This window comes from Runella sp. SP2 (assembly GCF_003711225.1).
Lineage (GTDB): Bacteria > Bacteroidota > Bacteroidia > Cytophagales > Spirosomataceae > Runella.
In genome coordinates this window covers 4,095,434-4,120,285 of the sequence record NZ_CP031030.1, presented here as the reverse complement: position 1 = coordinate 4,120,285, position 24,852 = coordinate 4,095,434, and the positions used below count along the sequence as shown (strand labels likewise).

Genomic DNA, 24,852 nt, shown 5'->3' with positions numbered 1-24,852 from the left:
CCTTCGAGTTTTAAATCGGCACGTTGACGTGGCGTTCAGAGTGGTAGCTCGAACGCACCAGCGGCCCTGATTCCACGTATTTTAAGCCCCGTTTGAGCCCTTCTTCGCGGTACATCGCAAAGGTATCAGGGTGAATCCACTCAATCACTTCATGGTGCATTTTGGTCGGTTGCAAATACTGACCCAGCGTAAGAACGTCTAAGCCGTGCGCGACTAAGTCGTCCATGGCTTTAAACATTTCGTCTTGGGTTTCGCCCAAGCCAAGCATGATGCCCGATTTGGTACGTTTTCCGTAGGCTTTGGTACGTTTGATTTGTTCCAAACTACGTTCGTATTTGGCCTGTGGACGTACGGCACGGTACAACCGAGCCACAGTTTCTACGTTGTGCGACACCACTTCTTGTCCTGCCGAAATCATGCGCTCAAGCGCTTCCCAGTTGCTTTTGGTATCTGGAATGAGGGTTTCGATGGTGGTAGCGGGGCTGAGTTCTTTGGTCAAAACGACGGTTTGGTACCAAATTTCGGCGCCACGGTCTTTCAACTCATCGCGGTTGACCGACGTAATAACGGCATGTTTTACGCCCATCGTTTTGATGGCTTCTGCTACGCGGCGCGGTTCGTCGGCATCATATTCGTTGGGACGGCCCGTAGCTACGGCACAAAACGAGCAACTGCGTGTACAGACATTACCCAAAATCATAAACGTAGCGGTACCTTCGCCCCAGCATTCGCCCATGTTGGGGCAGTTTCCACTTTCACAAATGGTATGGAGCTTATTGGTATCAACAATCGTCCGAACTTTACGGTATTCTGGCCCAGTCGGAAGTTTAACTCTTAGCCAATCGGGGCGTTTTTTACGCTCAGATGCGATAACAGGAAGTTCTATCATTGCTTTTTTGCGTGATTTATCACGAATTGTAAACGGTTCATTAAGGCTTGGGCACATACTCGGTGCCCGAGGTGGTTCCAATGCGCCTCATCCTTGGCTCGACAACAAATTCCAGCGCGTTCTAGTTTCGCAATCGCTTCTGGTACGTTGCCAAGTATCTCAATTCCATTTTGTTGCATCAAGACTTCGTAGGGTGTTTTTGATTGGGTGGGACGAAGCAGCGGTGCATCCACGGGAAAGCTAACGAGTGTGGCATTGTTTTTTTTACAAATTAACTTAATTTTTTGAATGCCTAAGTCAGTTATTTTTTCTGCTTGAAGGTAATGTTTTGGGTTAAATGCCTCATGTTGAGCCTGATTAGCGGATTTTTGAGAGAGCGAGCCTTCGAGCAAAATCTTTATTTTAGGAAGTAAGAACGAAAGCAGCTTGGAGTGATTGACCAAAAAACGGGCAAGGGAGTTTTGAACGGGATTGGCATAATAAATCTTTCCTTGGAGGTTGAGATAGGGCCGTCGCTGTTGGTTGTTATGGTAAATACTCGCTTTTTCTAGGTCAAAACTGTTATTGATAAAGTCGTTTTCGCAAAATTGAAGAACTACTACGTCGGGATTGATTTTGCCAATGACTTGTTCGAGTTGCATGGCTTCTTGAAGCGTGCCGTGCCCGCCCGTGCCGTTGGCAAATACTTCAAAAGAGAGTTGTTTTCCTAAGAGCGAAAAATAGGTGCTATCATTGGAAGCATCAATGGCTTGGGTGAAAGAGTCGCCGATAAAAAGGACTTTGGGACGGGTAGATGCTGTATCACCAAACCGACGAAAACCGTCTTGATTGGTGGTGTAAGAAAGCGAATAGGGCTGCCCGCAGCCATCTACTTTGGTAAGCTCATAGCGGACGTTTCGTTGGGTAATCCAGCCCAAATACGAATCAGATTGGAGGTAACTGAGGCCCTTTTTGGCAAAGAACCTCATGCCCATTTCAACAATCCCTAAAGTGACGATGCAAGAGAATAAAAAGAGTAAAGCGTTCTGAAACAGGGACTTCATTTTTTATTTCCAAAAAACAACGTCACGTAGCCCGAGGTAAATAAGCTACGGTTTTCGGCAAAAGGAATGATGACGGGAGCTTTCCCAAAAAGCTCAGTTAAGAAGCCAATTTCTACGCCTGTGAGGTTGCTACGGAAGGCGCTTAACTCAAAACTAAAGCCAAGTTTGGCGTTGATACCAGGAATAATTGTAGAATTACCTAAGCCTTGAAGAATATTACCTGAACCAAGGATGTTGCCCAAATCGGTATGTTTGAGGGGGTCATAAGCTTCAGTACGAACTACGCCAGGACGGACTTGGTACTGGATATAATAGGGCTTCAAAATACCGAGTGACACACCCGCGGCAAGAATACCGTTAATAGAAATTCCTTCGTCGTTGTTGCGATTCGACAAGATAATTTCACGACCATATTGTGGACGTAAGACAAAAAGATAGTTCTGTTTGCCAGGCGTGAAACGTGCGCCTGTATTGCTTGACTGCGACAATTCTTTCGGGTGACGAACATTGACAAGCTCAAGACCTAAATAGCGGTATTGATGGCGACCAAAAAGCTCTTTGTCGATTTGAGAAGAATGACGAAACACAAAACCACCCAACAAACCTGAGTTAGTGTTTGTGGTTACTCCATAGGTAGTAATGGAACTGTACTCTTCTTCGCCGTCTTCTTCGGCATTGGTTTTAGTACGGCGTTGTTGGCTCCATGCAGCTTGTACAAGCAAGAGCAAAGCGATGGTTATGGTCGAAACAGCTTTCATCTGACTTTCCAAAAATTTTACTTAAACCTACCAAAAATACCTGTTATAGTCAAGTTAACTTACGTGAAAAGGTATAAAAAAGTTGCGTTTGTAAGTGTGCAAGATAAACTATTTTCGGGTACGAGTGGTTCAGATTTTTTTCATAAACCGTAAATTGCACATCAATACACCTTATAACTAGATAACAATGCCAACCGTACAAACCACCTACCTCGGAGAATTGCGCACCGAAGCTGTTCATTTACAGTCGGGTACTACTATTATAACTGATGCTCCCACCGACAATAATGGAAAAGGAGAAGCGTTTTCTCCCACCGACCTTGTGGCGGCTGCTTTGGGAAGCTGTATGATGACCATCATGGGGATTGTAGCCCGTCGTGATGAAATCGACTTGAAAGGTTCACAAATGGAAATCACGAAAGGAATGTCGGCGGAGCCTCCGCGTAAAATTGCGAAAGTAGAAGTGAAGCTGTCGATGCTCACAGGCACGGAGCTAAGCGAGGCTGAAAAAGCCAAATTGGAGAGAGCGGCGTACACTTGCCCCGTAGCACTGAGCTTACATCCAGACATTGAGCAAGCCATCACTTTTGAATGGAAGGTGGGATAGAGGGTTGCTCATGTGTGTGTGGAGGGTTGCGCACGTTTGTGGAGAGGGTTGCTTTCTGTGTGTGGAGGGTTGCTCACAACCCGACGATTGTAAGGTAGCCGGGTTGTGAGCAACCCTTAGCACGATAAACGGGTTGTGAGCAACCCCCCACACGAACAGTAAACCCAACACAGCACAAATAGTAAACAAAAAAATGAAGACGCTACTGAGTTTATTTTTGGGAATATGGGTCGTTATTGACTTGAATCAGACCATTTTTGCGGAAAAAATTCAAGTTGAGAAAGGAACCACAAAAACCGCTACGGCTATAGCAGTGGCTAAAAGTTTTGTGGGAACTCCCTACGTAGCGCATACCCTAGAGCGTTCGCCCGAAAACTTGGTGTGTAACCTTCGAGAATTTGACTGTTATACTTTTGTGGAGTCGGTGTTGGCAATAACTCATGCCCGTCACCACCAAAAATCTTACATGCAGTTCCAAAATCAATTGGTGCAAATGCGTTACCGAAACGGCATCATTGATGGCTACGGTTCGCGTTTGCATTATTTTTTGGAATGGAAAATTCAGGGCGAAGCCAAGGGACTTTTTGACGATGTGACGGAAGAATTAGGAGGGACAAAAATTCAACCTTCCATCAATTTTATGACGTCGCACCGCTCGGCTTATGCGGGTTTGGCCGAAGAAAAAGACTTTCAGACGACCCAAGAAGTGGAGGCAAAGCTGTCAGGCAAATCGTGGCATTATCTTCCCAAAAAAGAGGTAGAAAGCATTGAACCAAAACTACAAGACGGTGACATCGTTGGCATCACATCGGGCATTGAGGGATTGGATTTTAACCACGAAGGATTTGTGGTAAAACGCAACGGCCGAGCGTATTTGTTGCATGCTTCGCTCGAAACTAAAAAAGTGATTTTGGCGACTGAAACCTTGTCAGATTACCTTCAACGGGTCAAAAAGCACAGCGGAATTGTGGTTTTACGCATTAAATAAGCTTAGTTTTTTATGAAAATTGCAGTAGCACAATTAAAATCGCTCAAAGGAAATATTGCCCAAAACAAAGAAAAGCACCTGCGTTTTGTGGCGCTTGCGGCGGAGAAACAAGCAGATTTCCTAGTGTTTCCTGAATTGTCGTTGACTAATTACGAGCCGCTTTTGGCCGAAAGTCTGGCGGTGGAGAGTGACGATGCGTCGTTGGAGGAATTTCAAGAACTGAGTAACCTACATCGCATGACAATTGGGGTAGGGATGCCCACCCGAAGTGCGGCTGGCGTACACATCAGTTTGGTGTTGTTTCGACCGTATCAAACGCGTTTGGTTTATTCCAAAAAATACCTTCACGCCGACGAAGAGCCGTTTTTTGTCAGTGGTGAAAATTTCCCAACGATTGAGGTAAACGGCGAGTCGGTTGCGCTAGCGATTTGTTATGAGTTGTCGGTGGCAGAACATGCCCAATGTGCGATCGACAGCGGGGCAAAAGTTTACGTAGCCAGCGTAGCTAAAACCGCATCGGGCATGGAAAAATCGGCGGAAATTCTTTCCAAATTAGCGAAAGAGCATTCAATGACGGTGTTGATTGCCAATTGTTTGGGGCCGTGCGAAGATTTTGTAGGAATTGGGAAAAGTGCAGCTTGGTCACCCGAAGGATTACTAAAACAGCTTGACGATGAAACGGAAGGGGTTTTGGTGGTCGATACCAAAACCCACGAAGTCGATGTCAGAATTAATTTCTAGCCGAAAACCAGCCTTGAGTCGTCGTTGAGCTTTCCAGTTTTTTCTCCAGTGCGTCGGGAAGTTTAGGAAAAAAATCAATGCCCGTGAGGCGCTCAATTTCATCCACACTGACCACAAATGTTTTAAGGTTTTCGCTCGAAAACTCATTCTTCATCAGAAACCCAATCATGCGCGGTTGGCGGTCGGTGAGGCACAATGCAATTTTATAATACATTTCGGGAACGGCAATTTCATTGTTTTTACCAATGGTAGGTAAACCAGGTTTTAAAACGGGTCCCGTAACAATGTACAATTCTTCGTCGCGCTGCGCCCATTGACGAAACTTTTGCTCCAAATCGTTCCAAATCCCACGGTTAAAATCACCCACTTGCGGACTGATGTTGCTCATGTAAAACGTTTCTTGCTTATCGTCGGGCGAAATATTAAAATCGCCCGCAGGTGCTAAGTGCCCACGGTCGTAGCCCGAGCGCGTATAATCAGCGTGCGTAGCCGAACCTGTTTTTACGAGCGGGTCGGGGACAAACTTGTTGCCATCGCGAGAAAGGTACGCGCGGGCTTCGTCGCCCAGCAATTTATAGGCGACCCAATCGGCTTGCTCGTATTGTTCGCGGTACCGAAGCGTGATGCGGTGGTGGCGGATGATTTGGTCGTTGGAACCAATGGCGGGTAAACCAAAATCCTTTGTTTTTGAATAATCGCCTGCATTGGAAGAAGTAGGTTCAGGTTCATCGTCGTCAGAAGAGGTAGTGCTTTCGGAGCGTGAAGAAATTCCTTCTTTTTCTAATAAACTACGGTCATCTTTGCTAGAAGCGGTACGGTCGTCCGAGGCTACATCCTCATACGACGTTCGGTCGTCGGAGGCCGTGCTGGTAGGTTCAGGGTTTTTGTAGGGGTTATTTCTATCCGAGGAGCGTTCTTGGTATATAAATACACTTTTTACGTCGTTCCAAAACGAAACTAGCGGTTTGGTACGGCCACGGTAATGAAGCACCAGCCCGATGGCAATAAAAGTAAATAACAAAATCAGGGTGTTTCCCCAACGCAAGCCTTTTCGATAATACATGCTGAAATGTTTGTTCTCTGTTTTTTGGTATAAAACGCAAAGAACGGTACAGAAGGTCGAACAACGCAACGTTTTTTTTGAACTTCCCAAAAGTTTCCGCACTTTCGAGCCGATATTAGACCAACAAAACGTGCAATCACTACACATCGCAGTTATTGGCGGCGGGGCCGCTGGATTTATGGGCGCCATCACCGCCGCCGAGACTTTTCCCACCGCCAAGGTGACTATTTTTGAAAAAAGCCGCAACGTCCTGAGTAAAGTAAAGGTGTCGGGCGGGGGCCGTTGCAACGTCACTAATGCTGCGCCATCGCTCCCCGAACTGGTGAAAGGCTATCCGCGCGGCGCAAAGTTTTTACGACCGCTGTTTGAAATTTTCAACAATCAACACACCATTCAGTGGTTTGAAAGCCGAGGCGTCGCCCTCAAAACCGAACCCGACGGGCGGATGTTTCCCACGACTGACAGTTCCGAAACGATTATCGACTGTTTGCAACAAGCGGCGCAGCGGGCGGGCGTGGAGGTGCGCACGAGTGCGGGCGTCAACGCCATTGTGGCTGATGGAGAGCAGTTTCTGCTAAGGTTTCAGTCGGGAGAAGAGCTGAAAGTAAATAGAGTTTTGGTGACTTCGGGAGGGCATCCGCAGTTGTCGGGCTACGATTGGTTGGCTACGTTGGGGTTAGAAATCGAAACGCCCGTGCCTTCTTTGTTTACTTTCAATGCACCCAAATTGCCCTTGAAAGACCTGATGGGAGTATCGGTAGGGAAAGTAGGCGTAAAATTGGCGGGAAGTAAACTGACCGAAGCGGGGCCGATGTTGTTTACGCATTGGGGCGTAAGTGGGCCTGCGGTACTGCGTTTGTCGGCTTGGGGCGCGCGGGAGTTGGCTTCTAAAAATTACCAATTTATCTCCTTAATCAACTTTACCAACCAGAAGCCGAACGAAGTACAAGAGCAACTGACCTCCATGCAGCGCGACGTGCAGTGGAAAGGGAAATTTGTTCCAACCCAAGCCCCCTTTGGAATACCACAGCGCCTTTGGAAACAATTGGTCGAGCTCGCCAATATCCCCGATACCATGCGCTGGGCCGATTTGCCCGCCAAAAACCTCCACCGCTTGGTAGAGCAACTGACCAATTTTCAGTTGGAAGTGCAGGGAAAAACCACGTTTAAAGATGAATTTGTGACCTGCGGGGGCGTCAATTTAGCCAATCTCCATCCCAAAACCCTCGAAAGCCGCCACGTCCGTGGGTTATTTTTTGCGGGTGAAGTGCTTGATGTTGATGGCATCACAGGCGGGTATAACTTCCAAGCTGCTTGGACTACGGGAGTGATTGCGGGGCGGAATATTGGGGGTTAAAACGGCCGCATGGCCTTCACAAAACGGTTTTTGAAGTACTTAGAAAAGAGGTTGTCTTCGCGGACACCCTTGGACGACGAAGCATGAATGAATAGAATGTCGTTTTTGCCGTGCACTTCCGTCACAATGCCCACGTGCGAAACGTAGCCTGCCTTGCCCGCATCGGGTACGTAGAAAATCCAGTCGCCAGGACGGATGTCGTGTACTTCTTCGATTTCGGTGCCAAACTCGGCTTGCTGCCACGAGATGCGCGGAACTTTGAGCCCCACTTCGGTATAAACCGAGCAAATCAACCCTGAGCAATCGATGCCTTTGCGGTCGTTGCCGCCGCTGCGGTAAGGCGTGCCTGTGTAAGCACGAGCCGTGCGCACGATGTCGCGCACGTAATTTTGGTAAGCGCCTTTGGGTTTGGTCAGTAGGGGACGTTTGGTAGCAGGTGTTTTGGTGGTTGTTCTAGCAGGCGGAGGCGATGACTTGAACACGGCACAAGCACTCACCAACAAACCAAAAAAAGCGACTAAAATTATGCCTACAAAACGCGTCATTCCGTACTGGGTTAGGATTTACAAAAATAACGTAAGAATAAATGAAATAGCGTGTGAAAGGGGAATTAATCAAATGGGCAAGGGCGCAAAGAGTAAGGGGCAAATGGTAAATGGGCAAATTGGTAAAGGGGCTTTGTCACCTCGACGATAGGAGAAGTCTAAAACCGCTTCTAAAATGTGAAGAGGCAATGAAACCCCAAACCCTCAACTAAAAACCAAACATCAGCTAATATCCGTCAGGGCGATGATTTTGTCGTTTTTAAATTGGAAAATAGAGCGGCCTTCTAACTGAATTCTGTCGCCTTTTTTGAGTCCCATTGGTAAATCCATGGCCAAAACGGCTTCGTAATCCACTTCAATTTCACAAGAGTCATTTTCGTGTTTGAAAGACATGATGGTTTGGCAACGTTCTGAAAAATAGCCTTTTGACTGCTCTGCTTGCTGACGAATGGCCTCTTTCCCTTCTAAATGAAGATTGACTTCGCCATTGGCAACGTTCTCAAACTGCACATTTTCGTCGAGGTGAGCCAACATCCCTTCTACGTCAAATTGGTTGTAGGCTTCGACGTACGCCTGTATGATTTGTTCGCGTTCTTGCATAGAAATTAGGGATAATGTGAGTGCAATTTTACGTTTTTTTCAAAATTTCGTCCGTAAAATGGACACGTAGTTTTGGTTGGGAGAATTTTTCTTGGTTAAAATCACTTGATTTTCCGCGCGGTACCGATAATGAAGCCCACTGTGTAGCAAGCATTTTGCCAATAAAAACTATTTGCCCCACATGGTAGGGGTAATGTGCCAGTTGCCGATGAATGGCTTCCGTTACAGTATGGCCTTGGTTGCGGATGTAAATAATTCTAGTGAGGTCGTCAGAACTCAGAGCATCAAGGGCTTGAAAAAGGCAGGCCCAGCCTTCTTCCCATTGTTCAAATACTTCTTGACGGGTGGTGGCATCGTTGATAAATTCAGCATCGCGGTTGCGGCTTTCCTTTTCTCCATCTGTGGTCAAAAAGTCGGTCCAACGTGAAAGCATATTGCCCCAAAGGTGCTTTACAATGGTTGCTATACTGTTGCTTTCTTCGTTGTAGTTCCAAAACAGCTGCTCGTCGCTGAGCTGTTGCATGGTTTTATCGCCCAGCAGTTTATAGTATTCAAATTGCTTACGAGCGCTTTCAATAAAATCGTTTTGCATGGCAAAAGAAGAGGTTGGACAAACGTGATTTGACAGAGTTGATGTTATTTCTGTCTAAAAGTAACTAATTTTTGATAACATTCTTCGACGTTTTTTTCAAAGCGATACTGTACGTTCAACCCGTATTTGTTCCAAAAAATGCGCGTCGTGCGAAACTACGAGTAGTGTGCCTTGGTACTCATTGATGGCCGCAATCAAAATGTCAATGTTTTGAATATCAAGGTTGTTGGTCGGTTCGTCCAGCACAATCAGGTCAGGAGCTTGGCTTCCAATCGTGAGGCAACACAGCATCAAGCGCATTCGCTCGCCGCCACTCAACGCGCCGCAAGGCTTGTCCCAGGTTTCTTTGTCAAACAAAAACCGATGCAAACGAATCTTGATTTCGTGTTCTTGCAGCGCCGCGCTGTTGGCACGTTGTGCTTGTTGTAAAACGCTCAAACGCGAATCAATCAATGAATAATCTTGATCAATATACACCGCTTGCCCCACCGCGCGATGCAACGTTCCAGCCGATGGCTGGAGCGAACCCAACAGGAGTTTTATCAAGGTGGTTTTGCCCGAACCGTTCAATCCTTTCAACGCAATGCGCTCACCGCTAACGATTTGGAAGTTTAAGTTTTCCAACCAAAGCGACTTGTGACCATAGTCAAAATTGAGTTGATCGGCCGTAAATAAGATTTTTCCTTTGTGCAAAAAAGAGTTGTTAAACCCAAACTTCATCTTGTCGATGTCGGGAAGGGACGAGCGGAGTTCGCGAAGTTCTTGGGCAAGGCCGTCAATTTTTTCGCTATGAACACTCTTTAACTTTGAGGTGCTGTTTTCGGCATTGTTTCTCAGGGTATTCATCATAATGCGCGCCACGCCCGCTTTTTCTTGCTTCTGTTTTCCGCGCGCATCCAGTTTTTGTTGGCGTTCGAGGGTTTCTCGTTCCTTTTCTTTGGCTTTTCGAAGTGCTTTTTCACGGCTTTGAACGTCATGCTGGAGGGCATTCGACTGGATTTCTTTTTGTTCGGCGTAAAAATCATAATTGCCGCCATATACCGTAATTCCTCGCTTCCCAAGTTCGCAAACGGTATCAAGCAAATTGAGCAAGGTGCGGTCGTGGCTGACGACGATGAGCGTTTTGGAGGTGGACTCAATAAAGTCGTAAAGCAATTGTCGAGCTGCCGTATCTAGGTGATTACTAGGTTCGTCGAGCAAAACAAGGTCGGGATTGTGAATATCGATTCCTGCTAGAAATACCTTTGTTTTTTGCCCGCCACTCAAGGTCGCTAACGATTCTGTAAGGCCAATCTCAGTGAGCTGCCAATAGGCAAAAGCCTCTTGAATCCGTTCTTCTAGCGTCCAATCGTCGTCGAGTACAAGAAGGTGTTTTTCGGTGACATTGCCTGCCAATATTTCTTGCAAAGCAGTTAGTTTTTTGGCGACGCCAAGTGCCTCAGCGACCGTCAGGTGGTTGAATTGTCCCACTACTTGTGGTATATAATAGGGCGCAGCTTGTATTGCCCGTTGGCCAGTAGAAGGATTCAGTTCACCCGCAATAATTTTCAACAAGGTTGATTTCCCTGAGCCATTGTTGCCAATCAAAGCGATTTTTTCGTGGGTATTTACGGTCAAATGAAGGTCATCAAACAACCGCGATTTGTTGGGATGTGTATAGGAAATATTCTGGAGAATCAGCATGATTTCTTTCTTTAGGAGTGAATAAAAAAGCATGTGCCGCCGCATCGCGACGGGGCTATTTATTGAATCGGAAAGAAAGTGAATCTCACATGGAAGTAGTAAATTGGACGCAGAGGGGCTGTTGTATCTGACGCCGAAATGATGCGACAAAGGTAAGGGGAATTTTAATATTTAGGAAAACATCTCAAGTTTTTGCCGCCAAACCGCCATCAGATAACACCGTGAGTGTGGTTCATTGGGGTTAAATTCAACAAATTCTTTTTGGGCCAAAATCGCCCGATTGTAATCACTGATAAGTCCGTGTTCATTAAAATCGTCTGGCATGAGGGTGCTTGCTATTCCCGTACAATTGGTTAAAGTACTGATTGAATAGGCGTCATCCAGTAGGTCATAACCTATAAATTCAAAGCCATCGAGCGCTATTTGATGACAAGCTTCGGTAGGCTCTTTTACGACCGCAATCAATTGATAATGAAGAGACTTTGTTCGTTGAAGTACGTAATCAATAGAGCTATAAAAGCCAGTCAACCAGACGCCATCGCAAATAATATATGTCCAGTCCTCACTGTTTTTGTAGTCTGGTTCGACGACAGAGGGGTTGAGCAACGCGTCCAAAGAAACCATTTCTTTCAAATGATGTAACCCGTACCAAGCCGCATAGTTATCCCATGAATGTCCAAGAGCGTGGTACTGAGGCGTAAAGGGAGCGATGGCGTTGTACCAAAAAGTCATAAGAATGTTTGTTTACAAACGATAGTCGAAAAACAGTCTTACAAGGATAACAAGAAGACTAAAGACTTGCCAAGTTTTTAGATTTGCGAAGTACAAACTTGGAAAGTCTAAACCTCCAACGCAAGGAGCGCAAGGTAAGGGTCTCCTTCCAGACCTAAGGCTAGGGCAAAGGCAGGCTCGGTTTTGTAGCCTTGCTGCTTCAGTGAAACAATCTGCTGCCGAAAAGTTTCGCCGTGTTGGGCGAGGAGTTTGTCTTCAACCAGCATGTGGCGGTAGGCGTTTTGATTTTTGATGGGAATGTTTTGGCCAAATACCTCAATTTCAAACCCATCGACTATAAAATGTGCAACGACGGCTTGATGAGTGGGATTTTCCCAAAAGGTAAAATTGGGATAATGGCCAAACAACGAATGGAGCGCCGTCGCAAATTCGCTTTTGTCTGACCACTGGCAAATGACATCGAGGTCGCTGCTTTCGATGTCAATATTGATAGGAATCGTACCGACCAACACAGGCGAAAATGGCGCGAGTTGTGCCAAAATTCGGTGGTTGGTCAGTACGTCATACGCGCGTTGCTGCCGCTCGTTTCCTGTTTGTAAATAGTCTATGGTGTCAAATTTCATTCAAATGAGGCATTTTACCTTGACGGTATTCGCGATACAGTCGTACAATGTCTTCCTGCGTATCGCCAATAAACGGCCCGTGGCTGACGATGGGAGCTTGGTGAGGCTGTCCTGCGTATAATACAAAACGAGCGCCCTGTTCGGTACTTTGAAAATGGAGTTCGCTTTCCGTTTCGTTCAATGAATCCAGCCATCCTACTTGGCCTTTCTCTAGCTGGCGACCGCCAACTTTTACACTTCCCTCAAGAACGTAAACAAATCCGTTGTAGTGTGCAGGTAGCTGTTGGGTGGCTTCCGAGGTGGCATTGAGTTGGAAATCAACCAAGGTAAAAGGGGTGTGGTTGTGCAAAGGCGAGGTGAGGCCATGGCTACTTCCACTATATACCCGTATCGTACCTTGCTCGTTTTGGAGCGTAGGTACATTGTCGAGCGTTAATTTTTGCCAAGAAGGTTCTATCCACCGTTTTTCGGGCGGCAAAACCAACCACAATTGTAAAATCCGGAGCGTGGTTTGTTCCTTGATTTCTTCGGTGTGAACAATCCCTCGTCCTGCCGTCATGAGTTCTAGGCTGCCTGTTTTCCATTCCTTATCGTCACCATTGACCACAAAAGTGACGGTTTCAAAACCCGCGTGTGGGTGCGGACCTCCTACGGGTGGGCCACCAGGTAGGTTGAGCTGGTCGTCCATGAGTAAAAAAAACGGGTCGGTTTGGGGGAAATGTTGCCCGTCAATGAGTGCTGCCGCAGCATGGCCTTTCCCTAAAAAACCTTGATGGAATTTGGGGGTAAAGGCAAATTTAATGGTACGTTGGTTCATAGCTGTAGTTGATTGTAGTATTTAATGCGTTGTTAAATTAGGCGAAAATACGCGTTGGAGCAAATCGGGGAAGCGTACGGCAATGGTAATCCAGAGAATCACTTGCACGCCGATGGCCATTCCGACAGGTTGTTGGTGTTGGAGGTGCGTTGCGATGGCACCGCCCATGTAGGCGATGAGAAAGAAAGCACCAATGATGGCCGTTCGTGGAATGAGAAACAATACCAACGACACAATTTCAATAAATCCGATGAGACGGTACGTATGGGCATCGATGCCAATGGCGCTCGCTTGGGCGATAGCGGCTTCGTTTTGGGTAATTTTTAGGAAAGCACTAAAAGCAAACAGTAGCCCTAAGATAGCGGTTAAGACCCAGCCCGTAATTTTAATTGATTTGGATGACATGGTTTTTAATTTTTTTATTTCGGGACAAAGTTCTTTTTAAAATGCTATACATTTGTAACCTGTTACAAAAAGGATACCGATTACAAAATGGATACCATACACACAAAAGAAACCTGTCAAAAGTCGATTTTGGCCATTCGAGATACATTGGATGTCGTGGGAGGAAAGTGGAAGCTTATTTTGCTGACCATTCTGATGACGGGGCCGCGGAGGTTTAGAGAATTGTCGCGGGAGGCGGGGATTTCGCCGAGAATTTTGTCGAAAGAGTTGCAGGAGTTAGAAATGAACGAGTTGGTGAACCGTACTGTTCAAAATACGAAACCAATCACGGTGGAGTACTCCCTTACGCCTTATAGTGAAAGCTTAAATGAGGTATTGAATTCGATGCAGCATTGGGGCGTCGAACATCGCAGGAAGATGATTCGTTAAAAAAGCCAGGATTAGCTTTTTTACAATTTAGTGACAATGTTGGTAGCCGATTCGTAGTCCGAATCGAGTACCAACAGTTTTATATTGCCTCTCGGGCGACAAAAAGTAGAACTTGAGCCCATGTTTGGGTCTTTTAGAATGGCCTTGATTTTTACGCTTTCCAAAAGTTTTTTGGCCATTTGGCATTGTATCCAAGTTCCGCTGTAGATTTCGATAAATTCCATTGCCTTTCGATAGATAAACCTTACAAAGGTACTAAAGAGGTATATGTCGAATAACTACTTTTTATCCCTATTCAGTAATTTCAATAAGATTGTTTTCTGGATCTAAAATCACGCTTTCATAATAACCATCTCCAGTCATTCTTGGTTCTCCAACTACCTGAAATTCATTTTCTTGGAGCTTTTTAGTTAGCCTATCCACTTGTTCTTTACTCCCGACCGAAATAGCCAAATGTATAATTCCTAATCGTTGATTTTCAACGGTTTGGGATATGTTGTTTACTTCAGGTTTGTGCATCAATTCGAGGCGTGCTCCTTGCTCGAAAGACAAAAAATACGATTGAAAGTTTTTGGCTGGGTTGTGGTATTTGGCGCTAGAAACGGCCCCAAAATAAGTTTCGTAAAAAGCCCTCATTTGTTCAAGGTTTTGTACCCAAATGGCAACGTGTTCGATTTTCATAGATTTTGTTTTTTGCAATATTTTGCAAATTTGCTTATAATTGCAAATTAATTGGAGTTTTCTACCAAAAAATCTCGTACAAGCATGAACTTCCGTGACGATGCCATCGAATTAGATTTGAAAAAAGCACGATTTGCCCTCAAAGCCATTTTTCTGGTGTGCGGTATTGGCATTTCGAGCTGGGCGCCGATGGTTCCTTATACCAAGGATCGACTTGGCCTCGACGACGGCAGGATGGGTATTTTGCTGTTGTTTTTAGGCGCAGGGGCAATTATCCTCATGCCGATTTCGGGTTGGCTAATTTCCAAAATAGGCTCTCTAAAAACGATGATTGCTTCTGCCATCGTGATGTCGGTAGCGTTGCCGCTGCTGTTGCTTATGGATTCTTCGGTGGCCATGGCGGTCATGCTTTTCGTGTTTGGGGCAGGTCTTGGTAGTATCGACGTCGCCATGAATGCCCACGGGGTTCAGATTCAAAATTTGTCGGAAAAACCCATCATGTCGTCCATCCACGGCTTTTTTAGCGTAGGGGGACTGGTAGGGCCGCTGGCCATTGGGTTGTTGATAAAGTTGGGTATAACGCCGTTGGTGGCGGCCATTTCTGTATCAGGATTAATGATGCTCATCGTGCTTACTCAGTTTCGTTTTTTGATGGATGCCGCTACCGAAGTGAAAGTGAATCGCCGTTTCGCTCCTGAAAAAAGCGAAGAAAGCTCAGGAGGTGCATCGTGGTTTAATGCCCAAGTGCTTTTCTTGGGAGCCATGTGTTTTGCGGTGTTTTTGGCCGAAGGGGCCATGCTCGACTGGAGCGCCATTTTTCTCCGCGACAATCGAGGGGTAGAGGAGGCATTGTCGGGAGTAGGCTACGCGGCGTTTTCAGTTGCCATGGCGGTCATGCGTTTGGTGGGCGACAAAGTGGTCTCAAAACTTGATACCAAAACGGTGGTGTCGGGAGGCGCGTTTGTGGGGGTCGCAGGTTTTGCCCTCATTGTCGGAACTCCTTGGCTTATTGGCGCTTTTGTAGGGTTTGTTTTGGTAGGAATCGGCGCGGCCAATATTGTTCCTGTGTTTTTCAGTGAAGGCGGACGACTCAAAAACGTGCCAAGTTCGGTCGCTCTTGCGGCCATTACGAGCATGGGCTACGCTGGTCAATTGGCAGGCCCAGCGATTCTAGGGTTTATTGCCCAACAAACGTCCTTGTCGATAGCCTTTGGCTTTACGGGCTTTTTGCTGTTGTTGGTGGGTGTAGCGTATGGTAGGAAATAGCCCGTGCTGAGGGTTGCTCACAACCCGATTTTGCCTGTGCTGAGGGTTGCTTACAACCCGATTTTGCCTGTGCTGAGGGTTGCTCACAACCCGATTTAACGCACGCCAATATTGAAAAGGGGCGGGTTGTGAGCAACCCTCAACACGTTTGAAAAAATAAAAAAAACTCAAAAAATGCTAAAAGAGGAGCGTTTTGACCATATTTTGAAAGTCATAAAAGCGACCAATAAAGCTTCGTTTGAAGAGTTGGCGTTGAGTTTGAACGTCTCAGAAGATACCGTTCGTCGGGATATTGAAGTACTTGCAAAGAGTGGATTGCTGGTGAAAGTAAGAGGCGGAGCCATTAGCCCTTCGGCGAGTCCGCTTTCGTTTCAAGACCGCGCGGATATGTTTCCCGACGCTAAAAAAGTAATTGCACTCAAAGCCCAACAACAGCTCGTGGGAGCCAAAACCGTGTTTATCGACGGAGGCACGACCATGTTGGCGTTTGTTTCAAGTATTCCGATTGATGCGAATTTTCGACTGATAACCAATAATATAGCCTTGCTTCCGCTGTTGTCGGTGCACCATGGAATAGAAGTGATTGTACTAGGGGGAAATTATAACCGAAGTACGCAAACCAACGTGGGCGTTCAAACGTGCCTCGAAGCCCAAAAGTACCAAGCTGATGTGTATTTTATGGGCGCATGTTCAATAGACAGCCAAATCGGAATTACCGCCTCTATCCAAGATGAAGGGGAAGTGAAGAAAATCCTGATGGCTTCGGCCCGAAAAACAATCGTATTGAGCAACAAAGAAAAGCTCGAAACCGTCGATTTTTTTAAGGTATGCGAACTTTCGGCCATCGACGCTCTCATCACCGACTTGCCGAGCAACGACCCCGCACTCGACAACTACCGAAAGTTTGATATTGAGATTTTGTAATCAGAAGGCTGCTTACGTTTGTTGGTTTTGTATGGTTTGTAATAACGTATCAAGCTGGCTGAAACGCGTTTCCCAAATCTTCCTAAACTGCTCAAGCCATTTGTCGATTTCTTTCATTCGTTCTAGCTCAAGGGTATAGTAAATTTCGCGGCCTTTGTGCTCCTGTTTTACCAATTCACACTCGGTCAGGATGCGTAAATGTTTGGAAACTGCCTGACGGGTGGTGTCAAAATGTTCAGCAATCGAATTGGGTGTCATCGCTTGCAACGCAATCAACGCAATAATCGCCCGTCTGGTAGGGTCAGCTATGGCCTGAAACACATCTCTTCTCATCATCGTTATTTATTTGTGAAACTAACTGGTTGTAAACTTATATGCAACTTTTTGGTTTCGCAAGTTCTTTTTGTAAATTTTTTGGTTTTGGGGTTATTGAACCCGAAGGTTTAATCCGTGTGAATCCGTTAAATCAGTGTCATCAGTGTGCTAAAATCGTCGATAATAGCATACTGATGACACCTTATTCATCCTCGTAGCCGTGATACAAATACAACGCTCCGTACGTCCAATTAGGGCCTTCGAGCCCAGGAAAATTGAAGCGATCCATCATCAGCGCCACATACCGAAAAGGGGATCCTTCGGGCAGTTCAACGACGTTGGGCCATACCCTTGTACCTGAGGTAGCGTCCCACGGAGGTAAATCCATTTTGAGGGTACCAATTTTTTGAAGCGTAGGGTAGGAGTAAATAAATAGTTGCCGTTCCTGACTTCCCGAAAAGCAATACCGTTCGTTCCCAATTTTCTGAATAGACGTTCCCGTAGAATTGTGCTGAACGGGGCCTGCAATGCGCCGATACCCTTTGTTCCACTCCTCCGATTCGAGCATGATGGCCTTGTAACCGTTTTGGTTTTCGCAGGTGAGCATCCGCCACTTACGGGCTGTGGAATCAAAAACAACGTGCGGGTCTTCGATGTCGCCCACGAGGCCAAACGGGATGGCTTTCATCACCGAAAACCCAAACCGAGGGTCGCGCTGGCTTTCGATGGCCAAGAGTTGTTTTTTCTCTTCGGGCTTTGCATACGCACTAAATCCCGTCGTAAGCCCCCGCCAAGTTTTTACTTTTCGGTCATAAAACAGGTGAGAAGCCACCTCATTGCGAAGCAAACCGTCGTTTCGGTCAAAGACAATCACGCCTTCCAAACGGAGGTCGAAGGTGGTTGGGTCGAGGCTAAATACCCCCTGAACGTGGTGGGGCAAGGCGCGTCCTCGGATTGTCATGGTGTACCAAAGCCGCCCCTTGTCCAAAAGCGGACTGCCATCTTCGTAGGTGATGGCGCGAATGTCGGCCAGTCCCATGCCGCTACTAAGTACCGATTCCACTTTCTTAATAAGCACTTGCCCGCTTTGCAGCCCCACGTACAGGCGAGATTGAAACGAATGGAGGTATTTTTTATGGCGTAAATCTAGGATTTGACCAAAGTCAAACTGCCCCACGGGAAGCGGTAAACCGTCGTTTTGCAGGAAAAGTGTCAGGCCACTTCCGAGCATTTGGAGGATGATTTTACCTTTGATTTGGGCGTTTTTGCTGTTTTTTGTGGCAATGGAAGACTCCGCAACTATCTGCGCGTTTTTCACTATTTTTTGGCGTACGTCCAGCAATTGTTCGTCCTTAAAAACAAGCTTAACAATAAATTGTTCGCTTTGGACAGCATCCGTAAACTCAAAACCCATCTCTCCTTGGCCTTGGCAACGGGCGGGGTCTATCACATAGGTAGCAAACGGATTAAAGCCTCCAAACCAAACGGACGTTTGAGTTTCGGACGTTGACTGAATGGATAATTGTTGAGAAAGTACGTTCACGTCCGCAGTCGTTGGTAAAGCATGACGAACAGGGTACATGGCCGACAAACCAATGATTTCGCGGGGGTGCAGGGCAGCCAACGGCAGTTGTTGCGTTTCATCAAAAATAAACCGACGAACACCCTGCCGAACAAAGTTGATTTTTTCGGGAGATTGGGCGGTTGCTTTTACGAACGAAAACAACACCAGTAACAAAAAGAAAGGCAGTTTAATTAATGATTTCACCTTTATTGTTGTCCACTTTTTCACGAAATTTTTGAATTACCTGCGGTGTTTGTTTGCCCCATTCAGTCACTTCGCCCACAATTTTTAAAGGGGCTTGCGAGCGATAAGAACGAGTCAGGTTGCCAGGGAATTTTTTATCAGTGAGGTTCGGGTCATGCTCAAAACTACCCGTAGGCTCGATGATATACACGCGTTCGGGGCCATCGCCTTTGGCCAGTGCTGCCGCAAGACCTGCACCGCTGACCAGCGCAGTAAAATAGATATGGTTCATTACCAGTTCAGATTGGTAGTTGGAAAGCCCACCTGCTACCAACAAATCACCTACTTGCAAATCGGCTTTTGTTCCATGATAAAAAGGGCCTTTGTCGGAAGGTGCTTGTCCATATAAAGTACTTAAATCACGGTTCTTTTTGGCGTTTTCCACATCACTCAGGCCGTCATAACACGCAGCAATTTGGGCGTATAACGTGGGGAGGGCGCTATTGGTAGCCTCATTCTCAGCCTTTAAAGCATGTTCTAACGCAAGGGTTAGCCATTGTAAGCGGTCGGAAACGATGGGTTGGTGACGTGCCACGTAATAGGCCGCAAGAAACTTTTCAAAATCGTTGGTAGCTTCTTCCCAGCCTTGTCGAAATAGATGCTTGGCTTCTTCGGAGCTACCCTTGGCCTCCATTTCCATTCCTTGAAGGCTGCGTTTAACAATGTTGTTGAAAGGTGCAAATTCCATTGGATGGTTTTGGGAGTTTCAAATCGGTTCATCGATTCTATCGCCGTGGGCTTTGGGTTCGGAGATGACTAAAAAATGTAGGTCATCAGGGCCTTCGTTCTTGATTTTGTGATTTTTGTGGGCCTCTACATGACAACCTTCGTTGGACTCTACCTCAAAAACTTCGCCTTCGATTTCAAATGTGGCTTTTCCTGCCAAAATAAAGAAAAACTGCTGCGCTTTTTGATGGTAGTGCAAGGCTTCGGACGTATGGGGCGGCATTCGTTCTTGAATGATACTCAGGGAGTTGGTTTTTAACAAATGCCAGCCGTCGCAGTTTTGTCCCCAAGTATAATGCTCGGATGATTCTTTGCTTTTTTTCATTGATGACTGAAAAATAAACAGAACAGAATGTTCTGAACAGGGTTAGTTTTTTTTAAAAAGTTGCTCGCCAAACATCTCGGTTTTGAAGAGGCCAATGGTGTAATCGAGCAGTTGTTTGTCGCCGTATTTTCCGTGCCCAGGCACTACAATTTGCAGGTTGGGGTACTGGTTTTTGATTCTATTCACCGTATTCGACCACTCAGCCACGTTGGCATCACCCAGATACCCTTTGCTGGCACCCATTTCTTTGAGTAAACACCCTCCAAATAGGATATTTTCTTTGGCAAAATACCCAACAACGTTGTCTCTGGTATGGCCTTCTCCGAACGATTGGGCGACAATCGTTTCGTTTCCCACTTTTAAAACTAGCGAATCGCGGAAGCTATTTTGGGGAACAACATACTTGTTTTCTTGGGGAAAAGATTTATAAACTACTTTGGCTTTGAAGTGAGGGCGTTTTTGGGCGTTGGCGGAGAATAACGAGCAGGCAATTAGCAAGAATAGCAATGGCTTGAAGAGGGGTTTCATTGGGCTGTTTTCGATTAGCGTGGTTTATAGTCCGTTTTTCATGATTTTATCGGCAAGCTTTGGCCAAAGTCGGTGGATGCGTCGTAGCCATTTGGTCTTGCCGATGTAACTCTCAAATATATCGGCCTTGAAATTACGCAAAAATTCGTCGGTTAACTCGTCAGCAGTAATTTTTGATTTTCCGCGCCCTGTGGTCATGGGGGTGTCTATCAAAGCAGGAATGATTTCAAAAACCTTGATGCCTGTTTCTTCCAACTGATACCGCAGTGTTTTACTGAAACTGTGTAGGGCGGCTTTGGTAGCACAATACACCGACGCCGATTTTTTAGGAGCAATGAACAACCCGCTGCTTACATTGACGACGGCGCTGTTTGGGTTTTTGAGTAGCAATGGAAGCAATAAACCAGTCAATTGGAGGGGGACAGTGAGGTTGGCTGATACTTCGTAGTCGATTTTGTACGTAAGATTAGGCTCGTCCGTAAAATGATAATTGTACTGAACGGCTGCGTTATTAATCAAAACATTCAAGTCGGGATGCTTTTGCTCAATAAACAACACCAATTCGTCCAAGGAGTGCTTATTGGTGAGGTCGCCCACAAAAATGTCGATGTCGGGGTACTTGGCTTGTATTTCTTCCAATTTTTCTTGATTGCGACCAGTGATAATGACTTGGTTGTTGAGAGCCAAAAAACGGGTGGCTAAAGCAAGCCCAATTCCCGAAGAACCGCCCGTGATTAAGATGGTGTTTCCAGAAGTATTCATTGGATGTAAAATGATTAGTAAGATGACGTCACAAAGCTGCGGAATACCTCATCCTTTTTCATTTACATAGGTTGATAAATGCTACTTGCCCGCCATTTTTCGCCGTATTCGACTGAGTTGCGTGGGGGTAATTCCCAAGTAAGAAGCGATGTGGTATTGGGGAATTTGCTGCTCCAACTGTGGAAACTCCTGTCTGAATAATTGATAACGTTTGTCGGCGTCCAGCAGTACGATTTCGATTTCCCGTTGTTCTTTTTGCACAAAAAACTGTTCGGCCAATACCCTCGCGCCGCGTTCGATGTCGGGACAAGTAGGGTAGAGATGCTGAATGTCCTTAAACGACGCTACAAGAATGATGCAGTCGGTAAGGGCTTGTTGGATGATTTGGTTGGGGCGACCCGTGATGAGCGATGCGTAGCCACCTACGAAGCAAGGATTTACAAAAAAGTGTTTGTTGTATTCGACAGCTTCGGCATTTCGGTAAAACGCCCGAAGGATGCCTTTCTCCAAAAAACCGATTTCTTTGGCCACCTGTCCGTCATCAATGAAATACTCTCCCTTTAGCAATGTTTTAGGGGTAAACAATGCCGCAAATCGCTCCCAATTCTCGGGTGAAACAGGAGTCAGTCGCTGGAAGAATGTTTTAAAATCGGTCATTTTGGTGGGTTTCTAAAACGTTTTTGTTTAAACAGTCATCTAGAAATTTTATAGTTTCTTAACCTCTGAATTTGGTCTAAAGTCTTCTTTGTCAGTGAAATACTCAAACCCCAAAACGAGCAGCATGGAGCAGATTAGAGTTACTTTCTGCATAATTGCTAATAAACCCCAATCGCCAAAGCCGTAAAGAAACAAGGAGTAATAAAAGATGCCCATGCAAAGAATGCAGCTGATTTTGAAGAAATGTAATTTCGTTTTTAGGGTAAAAACCGTTATGTAAAACAGCCCAAGCAAAGAAGATGTGCTGGAGAGGGTTACCATGATGTCGTGCAACGGAGTCGCAATGAGGAAGTTGAAGAGAATATCGCTGAAGCCAACAATTGTTAAGACCAATGAGGCGTGTTTGTTGGACATCTTTTTGGCCATATTTATAAAAAATAGACCAAAGCCCAAGGAATTAAAAGCCATGCCAATGGTCGCCCAAACTCTCGACGGGTTGTCGGCGCCATTGAGGGCTTTGGGTTGAAACAAATTGCTAATGAAATTTTGAGTCCAGTCAAATCCGACGGAGTTTTTGTCGTACAGGGAGCCGCCAGGGTAAACGTAAGCACCCGTACAAATGAAGCCCACCGAGAGGACAAGGCATAATAAAACAAGGTGTTTTTTCATGCGGTCATTTTTTTGTCTCAAAAGCTTCCAGCCTGTTTAATATCTGAAGGGTAAGGTCATTCCGATTTTCCAAATGTTTTAGAAGTGCTTCGGGCGTTGTTTTCGCTCACTCTGAATTTTACAATCCTTTCCATTAGTTGGTAGGGCATGGGTTGGTCAAGCGGAAATTGCACCGAGCCTTTTCCTTGTTTATACTTTGAAAGTTCGGCCTGGAATTCGTCATGTCCCGATGGCGTAGCGTAAAATCCGATGTGGTTTTTAAATGCCGCAAAATAAACCAATGGTTTTTTGTGTGTCTTATAGGCAGGCATTCCGTAAGCAAATGATTCCTCTGCTTCGGGGGCATTGTCCTTTATTAGCTTTCTAATGTTTCCCAATATTTCCTGCACATTGTCGGGAAACTGCTGAATGTATGTTTCGACTTCGTTCATTCTGTTTTTGTTTGCTGGATTTTATTTGGTTATTTTTTGATAGCGCAAGTGCGCCCGCTTGTGTTATCGAAGTGAGAAAGCTATATCAAAACAGCTACAAAAGCAAAAAAGCAGGCCAAAACCTGCTTTTAGAGTAGCGCTATTCAGCCACTTATTTTTAGTACGACATTCCCTTTTTTTCGCCCCTCGTCAACATACCTATGTGCTTCTACTATTTCAGCCATTTTAAAAGTCCTGTCAATTGTCGCCTTAAATGCCCCTTTTTCAAATAACTCCTTTAATAACTCTAATTGATGTATTGTTTCCGAAGCATATTCATTTACACTCTTATAAATTCCGTTTTCGCTTAAGAGTGCGGCACATTTTTTTCGATTGAATGCCCCAACGGCATCAAAAATTATATCAAACTTTTCGGCTCGATTGGTAAAGTCTTCTTTGTCGTATAAAATGATGCTTGTGACACCTAGTTCACCCACAAGTTTTTGCCCTCTGGAGCTGCAAACTGCGGTTATATCAGCCTGATAATGTTTGGCTATCTGGATGGCTGCCGTTCCTACTGAACCTGTTGCCCCGATTATCAGGATTTTTTTTGTTGGTTTTTCGGCAATTTTTGCTTTTTCTAAAAAATAAGTAGCTGTATGTCCACCAAAAATGATGGCTGCGGCTTCTTCGTAGGTAGCATTTTTAGGCATTTCAAGCACATGACTGTTCTGGTCAACGGCTATATATTCGGCATGAGTCCCGAATTTAAAGCCTGTCATTCCGAATACGTTATCGCCAACTTTAAATTTGGAAACCTTGTCTCCAACCGCTTCAACAATACCCGAAAAAGTTGTTCCCAAAATCGGTTGTCTAGGTTTTGAAATACCTAAAACCAGCCGCATAATGACCTTCATAAATCCCGCTATACGAAGGCTTCTTACCCTAGCATCACCAGAGTTAACGGTAGTAGCAACTATTTTGACAAGAATTTGTCTGTCTTTAGGTATTGGTTTGGCAACCTCCTGAAGCTGCAAAACCTCAGGAGGGCCATATTGGGGACAGATTACGGCTTTCATTTGTTCTTTCTAAGATTAAAAATTAAAACCAAAATCAAACCCAGGTTGAATAAAGTAGTTATTCCATTTTTGTTCTACTGCCTTAAAAGATGCAGGAACATTGGTTCTTATAGGCCAATAGCTAATTCCGATAGCTGGTTCAAAAAAGAAACGGTTTTTAAAAAACTTAAACTGGTACCCCAAATAAGAATCCACATACAACGTGTAGCCATTTCCAATTTTTTTCCCATTCTTATCCATATATTTTTCAAAAGCATTCAATGCTTGAACAGATACATAAGCTCCCTTCCACCAAAACCGCTGATAGCCTATGGTAGGTGCCAATATGCGCGCATGGCCAGGGTAGTTTTCTCCTGGGGCATCAAATGAGGATGAACTAAAAGGGATACCTATTGGCCAGGAATAAATGGAGCGTTTAAATCTGAAGGAAATAATATCTTTGGGGGTTATTCGATAGCCAACATTCAATTGGATATACTCAGGGTTATTTGTTTTGTCAAAATTACCCAATAACCACAAAGTGCTGCCAACCCACCATTTTTTATACGTCCTGTCTTTTTTGGCATCTTGTGCACTCATCGGCAAACTGCTTGCCAACATTAAGATAAGTCCAATCCATAAAATCTTCTTTTGCATATCGGTTTTCATTCATGTTAAACGATGCTGCAAAGGTAGATTGGGGAAATGTCTGACTTCGTTCACTTAAGTTAAGAAATGCACCTTTTCGGTGTAGAAAGCTATGTTTAATCAAAGTTTTGGGCGCTTCATGGCTTTGCTTTCAGCGACTACGAAGGCTTTGTTATTGGGGGGCTTTGCTTTTGATTGACGGTA

The 24,852-nt window shown here is 45.4% G+C and carries 31 protein-coding genes and 1 pseudogene; 7 read left to right on the top strand and 25 right to left on the bottom strand.

Translation table 11 applies throughout. From position 1 onward, the window contains the following. Nucleotides 1-10: 10 nt before the first annotated feature. The 3 genes from lipA to DTQ70_RS16340 are packed head-to-tail and all read right to left on the bottom strand — an operon-like array spanning nucleotide 11 to nucleotide 2,690. Nucleotides 11-889, bottom strand: coding sequence for a lipoyl synthase (gene lipA / locus DTQ70_RS16350; RefSeq protein ID WP_122931802.1), 879 nt, complete (start codon nucleotides 887-889; stop codon nucleotides 11-13). After that, nucleotides 886-1,932, bottom strand: coding sequence for an SGNH/GDSL hydrolase family protein (locus tag DTQ70_RS16345; RefSeq protein WP_164490078.1), 1,047 nt, complete (start codon nucleotides 1,930-1,932; stop codon nucleotides 886-888). The genes lipA and DTQ70_RS16345 overlap by 4 nt, the downstream gene beginning before the upstream one ends. Next, nucleotides 1,929-2,690: a hypothetical protein gene (locus tag DTQ70_RS16340; protein WP_122931800.1), complete on the bottom strand. Its 762-nt coding sequence runs from the start codon at nucleotides 2,688-2,690 to the stop codon at nucleotides 1,929-1,931. The genes DTQ70_RS16345 and DTQ70_RS16340 overlap by 4 nt, the downstream gene beginning before the upstream one ends. A 187-nt stretch (nucleotides 2,691-2,877) precedes the next feature. Here DTQ70_RS16340 and DTQ70_RS16335 point away from each other — a divergent pair, with 187 nt between their 5' ends. From DTQ70_RS16335 to DTQ70_RS16325, 3 genes are all read left to right on the top strand, one after another. Further along, entirely contained in the window at nucleotides 2,878-3,297 is a 420-nt protein-coding gene (locus DTQ70_RS16335) for an OsmC family protein (RefSeq protein ID WP_122931799.1), read from the top strand. Nucleotides 3,298-3,490: 193 nt separating this feature from the next. Then, entirely contained in the window at nucleotides 3,491-4,285 is a 795-nt protein-coding gene (locus DTQ70_RS16330; RefSeq protein ID WP_122931798.1) for an N-acetylmuramoyl-L-alanine amidase-like domain-containing protein, read from the top strand. Nucleotides 4,286-4,297: 12 nt separating this feature from the next. Beyond that, nucleotides 4,298-5,026 (top strand): carbon-nitrogen hydrolase family protein, encoded by a 729-nt coding sequence (locus DTQ70_RS16325; RefSeq protein ID WP_122931797.1) that lies wholly within the window; start codon nucleotides 4,298-4,300, stop codon nucleotides 5,024-5,026. Here the strand turns inward: DTQ70_RS16325 and DTQ70_RS16320 are convergent. Next, nucleotides 5,016-6,089 (bottom strand): DNA/RNA non-specific endonuclease, encoded by a 1,074-nt coding sequence (locus DTQ70_RS16320; protein WP_122931796.1) that lies wholly within the window; start codon nucleotides 6,087-6,089, stop codon nucleotides 5,016-5,018. The two genes, DTQ70_RS16325 and DTQ70_RS16320, sit on opposite strands and share 11 nt — an antisense overlap. Nucleotides 6,090-6,219: 130 nt before the next feature. Between DTQ70_RS16320 and DTQ70_RS16315 the strand changes: the two genes are divergently transcribed. After that, on the top strand, nucleotides 6,220-7,446 hold the full coding sequence (locus tag DTQ70_RS16315) for an NAD(P)/FAD-dependent oxidoreductase (protein ID WP_122934440.1): 1,227 nt from the start codon (nucleotides 6,220-6,222) through the stop codon (nucleotides 7,444-7,446). On the opposite strand, the gene DTQ70_RS16310 is transcribed toward DTQ70_RS16315, so the two are convergent. The 8 genes from DTQ70_RS16310 to DTQ70_RS16275 form a co-directional block, all read right to left on the bottom strand. Then, nucleotides 7,443-7,991: a C40 family peptidase gene (locus DTQ70_RS16310; protein ID WP_122931795.1), complete on the bottom strand. Its 549-nt coding sequence runs from the start codon at nucleotides 7,989-7,991 to the stop codon at nucleotides 7,443-7,445. The genes DTQ70_RS16315 and DTQ70_RS16310 overlap by 4 nt on opposite strands. 222 nt (nucleotides 7,992-8,213) lie before the next feature. Then, the gene (locus tag DTQ70_RS16305) at nucleotides 8,214-8,591 is read right to left on the bottom strand and encodes a nuclear transport factor 2 family protein (RefSeq protein WP_122931794.1); all 378 of its coding nucleotides are present in this window, start codon (nucleotides 8,589-8,591) and stop codon (nucleotides 8,214-8,216) included. 28 nt (nucleotides 8,592-8,619) lie between these two features. Next, complete coding sequence (locus tag DTQ70_RS16300; RefSeq protein WP_122931793.1) at nucleotides 8,620-9,183, bottom strand: DUF1572 family protein; 564 nt, start codon at nucleotides 9,181-9,183, stop codon at nucleotides 8,620-8,622. 96 nt (nucleotides 9,184-9,279) lie between these two features. Then, nucleotides 9,280-11,016, bottom strand: a complete 1,737-nt coding sequence (gene abc-f, locus DTQ70_RS16295) for a ribosomal protection-like ABC-F family protein (protein WP_310587998.1) — start codon at nucleotides 11,014-11,016, stop codon at nucleotides 9,280-9,282. Nucleotides 11,017-11,037: 21 nt separating this feature from the next. Next, nucleotides 11,038-11,598, bottom strand: a complete 561-nt coding sequence (locus DTQ70_RS16290; RefSeq protein WP_122931791.1) for a hypothetical protein — start codon at nucleotides 11,596-11,598, stop codon at nucleotides 11,038-11,040. Nucleotides 11,599-11,705: 107 nt separating this feature from the next. Beyond that, the gene (locus DTQ70_RS16285) at nucleotides 11,706-12,221 is read right to left on the bottom strand and encodes a DUF4269 domain-containing protein (protein ID WP_122931790.1); all 516 of its coding nucleotides are present in this window, start codon (nucleotides 12,219-12,221) and stop codon (nucleotides 11,706-11,708) included. Further along, complete coding sequence (locus DTQ70_RS16280) at nucleotides 12,211-13,038, bottom strand: pirin family protein (RefSeq protein WP_122931789.1); 828 nt, start codon at nucleotides 13,036-13,038, stop codon at nucleotides 12,211-12,213. The genes DTQ70_RS16285 and DTQ70_RS16280 overlap by 11 nt, the downstream gene beginning before the upstream one ends. A 21-nt stretch (nucleotides 13,039-13,059) precedes the next feature. Beyond that, nucleotides 13,060-13,443, bottom strand: a complete 384-nt coding sequence (locus DTQ70_RS16275; RefSeq protein WP_122931788.1) for a DoxX family protein — start codon at nucleotides 13,441-13,443, stop codon at nucleotides 13,060-13,062. Between the two features lie 87 nt (nucleotides 13,444-13,530). On the opposite strand from DTQ70_RS16275, the gene DTQ70_RS16270 reads away from it, so the two are divergent. Next, on the top strand, nucleotides 13,531-13,872 hold the full coding sequence (locus DTQ70_RS16270) for a helix-turn-helix domain-containing protein (RefSeq protein ID WP_122931787.1): 342 nt from the start codon (nucleotides 13,531-13,533) through the stop codon (nucleotides 13,870-13,872). Between the two features lie 20 nt (nucleotides 13,873-13,892). On the opposite strand, the gene DTQ70_RS16265 is transcribed toward DTQ70_RS16270, so the two are convergent. Then, nucleotides 13,893-14,096 (bottom strand): putative signal transducing protein, encoded by a 204-nt coding sequence (locus DTQ70_RS16265; RefSeq protein ID WP_122931786.1) that lies wholly within the window; start codon nucleotides 14,094-14,096, stop codon nucleotides 13,893-13,895. Nucleotides 14,097-14,163: 67 nt separating this feature from the next. Next, on the bottom strand, nucleotides 14,164-14,553 hold the full coding sequence (locus DTQ70_RS16260) for a VOC family protein (RefSeq protein WP_122931785.1): 390 nt from the start codon (nucleotides 14,551-14,553) through the stop codon (nucleotides 14,164-14,166). 84 nt (nucleotides 14,554-14,637) lie between these two features. Here DTQ70_RS16260 and DTQ70_RS16255 point away from each other — a divergent pair, with 84 nt between their 5' ends. Beyond that, nucleotides 14,638-15,819, top strand: a complete 1,182-nt coding sequence (locus DTQ70_RS16255; protein ID WP_122934439.1) for an MFS transporter — start codon at nucleotides 14,638-14,640, stop codon at nucleotides 15,817-15,819. Between the two features lie 174 nt (nucleotides 15,820-15,993). Continuing rightward, a complete protein-coding gene (locus tag DTQ70_RS16250; protein WP_122931784.1) occupies nucleotides 15,994-16,743 on the top strand; it encodes a DeoR/GlpR family DNA-binding transcription regulator in 750 nt (249 codons plus the stop codon). Between the two features lie 12 nt (nucleotides 16,744-16,755). Here the strand turns inward: DTQ70_RS16250 and DTQ70_RS16245 are convergent, their stop codons facing one another. The 11 genes and pseudogenes from DTQ70_RS16245 to DTQ70_RS16195 form a co-directional block, all read right to left on the bottom strand. Continuing rightward, nucleotides 16,756-17,076, bottom strand: coding sequence for a helix-turn-helix transcriptional regulator (locus tag DTQ70_RS16245; RefSeq protein ID WP_122934438.1), 321 nt, complete (start codon nucleotides 17,074-17,076; stop codon nucleotides 16,756-16,758). A 184-nt stretch (nucleotides 17,077-17,260) separates the two neighbouring features. Beyond that, complete coding sequence (locus DTQ70_RS16240; RefSeq protein ID WP_122931783.1) at nucleotides 17,261-18,826, bottom strand: hypothetical protein; 1,566 nt, start codon at nucleotides 18,824-18,826, stop codon at nucleotides 17,261-17,263. After that, nucleotides 18,810-19,157: an NAD(+)--rifampin ADP-ribosyltransferase gene (locus tag DTQ70_RS31320; protein ID WP_409050430.1), complete on the bottom strand. Its 348-nt coding sequence runs from the start codon at nucleotides 19,155-19,157 to the stop codon at nucleotides 18,810-18,812. Before DTQ70_RS31320 ends, DTQ70_RS16240 begins: the two co-directional genes overlap by 17 nt. 414 nt (nucleotides 19,158-19,571) lie before the next feature. Next, nucleotides 19,572-19,916 (bottom strand): cupin domain-containing protein, encoded by a 345-nt coding sequence (locus tag DTQ70_RS16230; RefSeq protein ID WP_122931781.1) that lies wholly within the window; start codon nucleotides 19,914-19,916, stop codon nucleotides 19,572-19,574. 42 nt (nucleotides 19,917-19,958) lie between these two features. After that, a pseudogene (locus tag DTQ70_RS16225) lies at nucleotides 19,959-20,330 on the bottom strand (subclass B1 metallo-beta-lactamase); the annotation flags it as partial. Between the two features lie 138 nt (nucleotides 20,331-20,468). Next, nucleotides 20,469-21,206: an SDR family oxidoreductase gene (locus DTQ70_RS16220; RefSeq protein WP_122931779.1), complete on the bottom strand. Its 738-nt coding sequence runs from the start codon at nucleotides 21,204-21,206 to the stop codon at nucleotides 20,469-20,471. An 81-nt stretch (nucleotides 21,207-21,287) separates the two neighbouring features. Further along, a complete protein-coding gene (locus DTQ70_RS16215; protein ID WP_122931778.1) occupies nucleotides 21,288-21,863 on the bottom strand; it encodes a Crp/Fnr family transcriptional regulator in 576 nt (191 codons plus the stop codon). 48 nt (nucleotides 21,864-21,911) lie between these two features. Then, nucleotides 21,912-22,532, bottom strand: a complete 621-nt coding sequence (locus tag DTQ70_RS16210; protein WP_122931777.1) for a hypothetical protein — start codon at nucleotides 22,530-22,532, stop codon at nucleotides 21,912-21,914. A gap of 56 nt (nucleotides 22,533-22,588) precedes the next feature. Then, entirely contained in the window at nucleotides 22,589-22,963 is a 375-nt protein-coding gene (locus tag DTQ70_RS16205) for an iron chaperone (protein ID WP_122931776.1), read from the bottom strand. A 143-nt stretch (nucleotides 22,964-23,106) separates the two neighbouring features. Then, nucleotides 23,107-24,021 (bottom strand): NAD(P)-dependent alcohol dehydrogenase, encoded by a 915-nt coding sequence (locus DTQ70_RS16200; RefSeq protein ID WP_122931775.1) that lies wholly within the window; start codon nucleotides 24,019-24,021, stop codon nucleotides 23,107-23,109. A gap of 15 nt (nucleotides 24,022-24,036) precedes the next feature. Further along, nucleotides 24,037-24,669: a hypothetical protein gene (locus DTQ70_RS16195; protein WP_229599954.1), complete on the bottom strand. Its 633-nt coding sequence runs from the start codon at nucleotides 24,667-24,669 to the stop codon at nucleotides 24,037-24,039. Nucleotides 24,670-24,852 lie beyond the last annotated feature (183 nt).

Coding starts and splice junctions, on each gene's coding strand:
- lipA (WP_122931802.1), bottom strand. CDS start 889: ATGATAGAACTTCCTGTTATCGCATCTGAGCGTAAAAAACGCCCCGAT.
- DTQ70_RS16345 (WP_164490078.1), bottom strand. CDS start 1,932: ATGAAGTCCCTGTTTCAGAACGCTTTACTCTTTTTATTCTCTTGCATC.
- DTQ70_RS16340 (WP_122931800.1), bottom strand. CDS start 2,690: ATGAAAGCTGTTTCGACCATAACCATCGCTTTGCTCTTGCTTGTACAA.
- DTQ70_RS16335 (WP_122931799.1), top strand. CDS start 2,878: ATGCCAACCGTACAAACCACCTACCTCGGAGAATTGCGCACCGAAGCT.
- DTQ70_RS16330 (WP_122931798.1), top strand. CDS start 3,491: ATGAAGACGCTACTGAGTTTATTTTTGGGAATATGGGTCGTTATTGAC.
- DTQ70_RS16325 (WP_122931797.1), top strand. CDS start 4,298: ATGAAAATTGCAGTAGCACAATTAAAATCGCTCAAAGGAAATATTGCC.
- DTQ70_RS16320 (WP_122931796.1), bottom strand. CDS start 6,089: ATGTATTATCGAAAAGGCTTGCGTTGGGGAAACACCCTGATTTTGTTA.
- DTQ70_RS16310 (WP_122931795.1), bottom strand. CDS start 7,991: ATGACGCGTTTTGTAGGCATAATTTTAGTCGCTTTTTTTGGTTTGTTG.
- DTQ70_RS16305 (WP_122931794.1), bottom strand. CDS start 8,591: ATGCAAGAACGCGAACAAATCATACAGGCGTACGTCGAAGCCTACAAC.
- DTQ70_RS16300 (WP_122931793.1), bottom strand. CDS start 9,183: ATGCAAAACGATTTTATTGAAAGCGCTCGTAAGCAATTTGAATACTAT.
- DTQ70_RS16290 (WP_122931791.1), bottom strand. CDS start 11,598: ATGACTTTTTGGTACAACGCCATCGCTCCCTTTACGCCTCAGTACCAC.
- DTQ70_RS16285 (WP_122931790.1), bottom strand. CDS start 12,221: ATGAAATTTGACACCATAGACTATTTACAAACAGGAAACGAGCGGCAG.
- DTQ70_RS16280 (WP_122931789.1), bottom strand. CDS start 13,038: ATGAACCAACGTACCATTAAATTTGCCTTTACCCCCAAATTCCATCAA.
- DTQ70_RS16275 (WP_122931788.1), bottom strand. CDS start 13,443: ATGTCATCCAAATCAATTAAAATTACGGGCTGGGTCTTAACCGCTATC.
- DTQ70_RS16270 (WP_122931787.1), top strand. CDS start 13,531: ATGGATACCATACACACAAAAGAAACCTGTCAAAAGTCGATTTTGGCC.
- DTQ70_RS16265 (WP_122931786.1), bottom strand. CDS start 14,096: ATGGAATTTATCGAAATCTACAGCGGAACTTGGATACAATGCCAAATG.
- DTQ70_RS16260 (WP_122931785.1), bottom strand. CDS start 14,553: ATGAAAATCGAACACGTTGCCATTTGGGTACAAAACCTTGAACAAATG.
- DTQ70_RS16255 (WP_122934439.1), top strand. CDS start 14,638: ATGAACTTCCGTGACGATGCCATCGAATTAGATTTGAAAAAAGCACGA.
- DTQ70_RS16250 (WP_122931784.1), top strand. CDS start 15,994: ATGCTAAAAGAGGAGCGTTTTGACCATATTTTGAAAGTCATAAAAGCG.
- DTQ70_RS16245 (WP_122934438.1), bottom strand. CDS start 17,076: ATGAGAAGAGATGTGTTTCAGGCCATAGCTGACCCTACCAGACGGGCG.
- DTQ70_RS16230 (WP_122931781.1), bottom strand. CDS start 19,916: ATGAAAAAAAGCAAAGAATCATCCGAGCATTATACTTGGGGACAAAAC.
- DTQ70_RS16220 (WP_122931779.1), bottom strand. CDS start 21,206: ATGAATACTTCTGGAAACACCATCTTAATCACGGGCGGTTCTTCGGGA.
- DTQ70_RS16215 (WP_122931778.1), bottom strand. CDS start 21,863: ATGACCGATTTTAAAACATTCTTCCAGCGACTGACTCCTGTTTCACCC.
- DTQ70_RS16210 (WP_122931777.1), bottom strand. CDS start 22,532: ATGAAAAAACACCTTGTTTTATTATGCCTTGTCCTCTCGGTGGGCTTC.
- DTQ70_RS16205 (WP_122931776.1), bottom strand. CDS start 22,963: ATGAACGAAGTCGAAACATACATTCAGCAGTTTCCCGACAATGTGCAG.
- DTQ70_RS16200 (WP_122931775.1), bottom strand. CDS start 24,021: ATGAAAGCCGTAATCTGTCCCCAATATGGCCCTCCTGAGGTTTTGCAG.
- DTQ70_RS16195 (WP_229599954.1), bottom strand. CDS start 24,669: ATGAAAACCGATATGCAAAAGAAGATTTTATGGATTGGACTTATCTTA.